The following is a 3,613-nucleotide window of genomic DNA, read 5'->3' as shown; positions in this document are numbered from 1 at the left end:
CGCGCCCCCCCCCCCCCTCCCTCCCCCCCCGGCCCCGCCCCCGCCGCCCCTCCCCCCCCGGCGCGCCGCCCGCCCCCGCCCCCCGGCCCCCCCCCCCCCCCCCCCCCGGTCGGGGCGCGGTCGAGCGGGGGCGTCAGCTCGCGTCGGGCAGCGAGCGCAGGATGCCGCGCCCGTAACGCTGGAACTGCACGTCGTCGACCATGCCGAGCGAATGCCGCTCGACCAGCAGCTCCCACTCCGCGTACAGCTGGGCCACGCCGGGGTCGGGCGGGCCGACCGCACCGTCGACGGCCAACCGGCGCACCGCGAAGCCGACCGCCAGCGCGACCCGCTCCATGTCGGCGCGGTCGGCGCCGGTGAAGCGCAACGTCAGGTGACCGTCGTTGATCTCGAGGCCGGTCTCCCCGCGCGCGGCGCCGATCTCGCCGGGCACTCCGGCGGGCGTCTCGGTGGAGTGCGCGTAGAGCACCGCGGCGACCGGGAACTCGTGCGCCCACGCGGTCTCGGGGTCGAGCGAGATGAAGAGCACCCGGGCGGTGGTGGCGGCCAGCAGTCCGGGACCCGAGGCCGGGCGCGCGGTGGCCACCGCCGTCTCCAGCACGTACTCGTCGGGCTGCACGAGATGGTGCAGCGCGGCCACGCCCGCCGCCACGCCGGGGCGCGGGGTCATCCGCGACACCGCGCGGTCGACATCGCCCCTGGTCGGCCCGTCCTCGCCCCACACCTGCGGCGGCGGCTCCAGGGCGGGCGCGGCGATGTCGACGCGCTGGGCGTCGAGGATCTGGTCGTTGATGCGCTCGACGATGCGGCTGGCCGCGGGCACGTCGTGCTCGGCGATGATGACCGGCAGCGGCGTGCGGTCGGCGGGCACTCCGGTCAGGACCGGGGCGGGATGACGTAGGTAGATCTCGATGACGACGGTGTCGTCGGCCCGTCTGCTCAGCCGGGCCTTCAGCAGTTCCTCCACGGCGACGTCGAGGACGCGTTCGCCGTAGGCGTCCGCCACCCCCCCCGGGCGGCGTACGACGACCCGGCCGTGCCCGTGTCGCATGATCGCGGTGGGTGTTCGTAGCTCGACTATGTCCATACCCCCTGCGCTCCGTCTGTGTGTCGTCGCTCACGATAGGCCGAACATGACGTACTCGGGTCCACTCGGGCCAAACCGGAGCGGAGAATCGGGAACCGTGGCCGCCGTTCGGACGTTTACCTGTCGAACTGCACCGATTGCCGAACGGCGCGATGTAACGGGTCGACCGTACGCGGTAACCTGGCATGTCCGCATCCGATTCCCCCAGCGGACGGAACCCGGGTGCGCAACGCCACACGCTGTGCCTGATATCGGTGCCCGATCACTCGGCAGAACCCGGAGAAACCGGAAAGGACTGGCCGCCCGGCCTACGCTCTATGAACCGCAAGACAGTGTTTCGCACCCTGGCCATAGTCTCCGGCATCCTGCTGGTGATCTATGCGTTCAGCTACTTCGGAGACGACACGCGCGGCTGGCAGGGCGTAGACACCTCGGTGGCGCTGAGTCAGCTGCAGGACAAGGACAACGTCGAGAGCGTCCAGATCGACGACCGCGAGCAGCAGCTGCGGATCGATCTGAAGAACGGCAACGACGCCACCAAGGGCTCGGACAAGATCATCGCCAAGTATCCGGGCGGCAGCGAGACCTCGTCGAAGATCTTCGACGCCGTCCAGGAGTCCGGGGCCCCGTACAACACGGTGGTCAAGCAGGACAGCTGGCTGGCCCAGATCCTGCTGTTCGTGCTGCCGATGGTGATCCTGCTCGGCCTGTTCATCTTCGTCATGGCCCGCATGCAGGGCGGCGGCCGCGGCGGCATGATGGGCTTCGGCAAGTCCAAGGCCAAGCAGTTGTCCAAGGACATGCCCAAGACCACCTTCGCCGACGTGGCAGGCGCCGACGAGGCGGTCGAGGAGCTCTACGAGATCAAGGACTTCCTGCAGAACCCGGTGCGCTACCAGGCGCTCGGCGCGAAGATCCCCAAGGGCGTGCTGCTCTACGGCCCGCCCGGCACCGGCAAGACCCTGCTGGCGCGCGCGGTCGCGGGCGAGGCGGGCGTGCCCTTCTTCACCATCTCCGGTTCGGACTTCGTCGAGATGTTCGTCGGCGTCGGCGCCTCCCGGGTGCGCGATCTGTTCGAGCAGGCCAAGCAGAACAGCCCCTGCATCATCTTCGTCGACGAGATCGACGCGGTCGGCCGTCAGCGCGGCGCGGGCCTCGGCGGCGGTCACGACGAGCGCGAGCAGACCCTCAACCAGCTGCTCGTCGAGATGGACGGCTTCGGCGACCGCACCGGCATCATTCTGATCGCCGCCACCAACCGCCCCGACATCCTCGACCCCGCGCTGCTGCGCCCCGGCCGCTTCGACCGGCAGATCCCGGTCGGCAATCCCGACCTGGCCGGCCGCCGGGCCATCCTGCGGGTGCACTCGCAGGGCAAGCCGATCTCCCCCGAGGCCGATCTGGAGGGCCTGGCCAAGCGCACCGTCGGCATGTCCGGCGCCGACCTGGCCAACGTCATCAACGAGGCCGCGCTGCTCACCGCGCGCGAGAACGGCTCGGTCATCACCGGCGAGGCGCTCGAGGAGTCGGTCGACCGCGTCATCGGCGGCCCGCGCCGCAAGAGCCGCATCATCAGCGAGCACGAGAAGAAGATCACCGCCTACCACGAGGGCGGTCACACCCTGGCGGCCTGGGCGATGCCCGACATCGAGCCGGTCTACAAGGTGACCATCCTGGCGCGCGGGCGCACCGGCGGTCACGCCATGACCGTGCCCGAGGACGACAAGGGGCTGATGACCCGCTCGGAGATGATCGCCCGGCTGGTCATGGCCATGGGCGGCCGCGCCGCCGAGGAGCTGGTCTTCCACGAGCCCACCACCGGCGCGTCCTCCGACATCGACCAGGCCACCAAGATCGCCCGCGCGATGGTCACCGAGTACGGCATGAGCGCGCGTCTCGGCGCGGTCCGCTACGGCCAGGAACAGGGCGACCCGTTCCTCGGCCGCTCGATGGGCGTCGCCTCGGACTACTCGCACGAGGTCGCCCGCGAGATCGACGAGGAGGTGCGCAACCTGATCGAGGCCGCGCACACCGAGGCCTGGTCGATCCTCAACGAGTACCGCGATGTGCTCGATGATCTGGCCGGCGCGCTGCTCGAGCGCGAGACGCTGCACCGCAAGGATCTCGAGCAGATCCTCGCGAGCGTCACCAAGCGTCCGCGGATCACCGCCTTCAACGACTTCGGCGAGCGCGTCCCCTCCGACAAGCCGCCGATCAAGACCCCGGGCGAGCTGGCCGCCGAGCGCGGCGAGCCGTGGCCGCCGGAGCAGCCGGACGACAACGAGCCGGTGCGGGTCGGCAAGCACCTGGAGCCGGTGCCGGCCAACGGTCACGCGGCCACCCCGCAGCCCGCGGGCGCCGCGCCGGGCGGTTACCAAGGACAGGGCGCCTACCAGCCCCAGGGCGGCTACCAGAGCCAGGGCGGGTACCAGGCGCAGCCGCAGTACGCCCAGCCCCAGCCGGGCGGCTACACCCCGCCCGCGGGCGGCTACCCGCGCCCCGGTGCTCCCACCCAGGGCTCACGGC

Annotated in this window: 2 protein-coding genes; one reads left to right on the top strand and one right to left on the bottom strand. The window is 71.4% G+C overall.

The window, feature by feature from the left end; all coding sequences use genetic code 11:
• Window positions 1-133 precede the first annotated feature (133 nt).
• Window positions 134-1,087 (bottom strand): hypothetical protein, encoded by a 954-nt coding sequence (locus QH283_RS23100; protein ID WP_280505041.1) that lies wholly within the window; start codon window positions 1,085-1,087, stop codon window positions 134-136.
• A gap of 317 nt (window positions 1,088-1,404) precedes the next feature.
• On the opposite strand from QH283_RS23100, the gene ftsH reads away from it, so the two are divergent.
• On the top strand, window positions 1,405-3,613 hold a 2,209-nt coding region (gene ftsH, locus QH283_RS23095; protein ID WP_280505040.1), incomplete at its 3' end, for an ATP-dependent zinc metalloprotease FtsH.

This window comes from Nocardia farcinica, from assembly GCF_029867845.1.
Lineage (GTDB): Bacteria > Actinomycetota > Actinomycetes > Mycobacteriales > Mycobacteriaceae > Nocardia > Nocardia farcinica_A.
This window is presented reverse-complemented; position numbering and strand designations above follow the sequence as displayed.

Coding starts and splice junctions, on each gene's coding strand:
- QH283_RS23100 (WP_280505041.1), bottom strand. CDS start 1,087: ATGGACATAGTCGAGCTACGAACACCCACCGCGATCATGCGACACGGG.